This is a genomic window from Streptomyces sioyaensis (genome assembly GCF_004122735.1).
GTDB lineage: Bacteria > Actinomycetota > Actinomycetes > Streptomycetales > Streptomycetaceae > Streptomyces > Streptomyces sioyaensis.
Window position 1 is genome coordinate 1 of sequence record NZ_SDIF01000279.1, and the last position, 1,294, is coordinate 1,294.

The following is a 1,294-nucleotide window of genomic DNA, read 5'->3' on the forward strand; positions in this document are numbered from 1 at the left end:
CCCTTTTCCCCCGCGCACCCGGACCCCGTCCCCGACACCGCCTCCGCCCTCCTCAACTTCGACGGCATCTCCTACGCCAAGGGCGCCTCCGCCCTGCGCCAGCTCGTCGCCTGGATGGGGGAGAAGGACTTCCTCGCCGGCATCAACGACCACTTCGCCCGGCACCGCTTCGGCAACGCCGCCCTCGCCGACTTCCTCGACTCCCTCGGCCGCGCCACCGACCGCGACGTGCACGCCTGGGCCGCACGCTGGCTGCGCACCACCGGAGTCGACACCCTCACCCCCGAGACCGCCACCGGCAGCGACACCTGGCACCTCGACGTCCACCACAGCGGCAGCCGCCCGCACCGCATCGCCGTCGGCGCCTACGACCAGGACCTCACCGACCCCGGCCGGCTCGTCCCGCGCGACCGCTTCGAGCTGGACATCCCCGCGGAAGAGGGCCGCACCCGCCGCGCCTTCCCCAAGCCCGCCCCCGACCTCCTCGTCCTCAACGACGGCGACCTCACCTACGCCAAGGTCCGTTTCGATCCGGCCTCCTGGAAGACCGTGGCCCGCTCGCTGTCCGGCCTGCCCGACCCGCTCACCCGCGCGGTGGTCTGGAACGCCGCCCGCGACCTGGTCCGCGACGGCGCCCTCGCCCCCACCGCCTACCTCGACGCCGCCCGCACCCACCTCCCGCACGAAACCGACCTCGCGATCCTCCAGGGCGTCCTCTCCTTCGCCCGCACCCAGATCGCCGACCAGTACCTCCCGGCCGCCGCACGGCACACCGCCCTGGCCACCCTCACCGCCCTCAGCCGCGACATCCTCCGCCGCACCGAAGGCCCCGCCCACGGCACGGAGGCCGGGCTCCGGCTCACCGCCGTACGGGCCTTCATCGACAGCGCCACCACCCCCGAAGGCATCCAGGACTGGCTCGACGACGGCAGCGTCCCCGGCGGCCCCCACCTCGACCCCGAACTGCGCTGGCGCATCCTCGGCCGGCTCGCCACCCTCGGCGCCACCACCCCACAAGCCATCGACGCCGAACTCGCCCGCGACCCCGGCGCCACCGGCCGCGAAGGCGCCGCCCGCTGCCACGCCGCCCTCCCCGACCCGGCCGCCAAACAGGCCGCCTGGGACGCCCTGTTCACCACCGACGAGACCGGCGGGAAACCAGCCCTGTCCAACTACCTCTTCATCGCCACCGCCACCGGATTCTGGGCACCCGAACAGCACGAACTGCTGCGCCCCTACGTGGCCCGCTACTTCACCGCCGCCCCCGCCCTCGCCGCCGCCCGCGGACCCGCCC

The 1,294-nt window shown here is 74.7% G+C and carries 1 protein-coding gene; it reads left to right on the top strand.

The annotated features are described in order from the left end of the window. Positions 1 to 1,294 (top strand): ERAP1-like C-terminal domain-containing protein (locus EST54_RS33865; protein WP_174857571.1); only part of this gene is annotated, 1,294 nt, incomplete at both ends.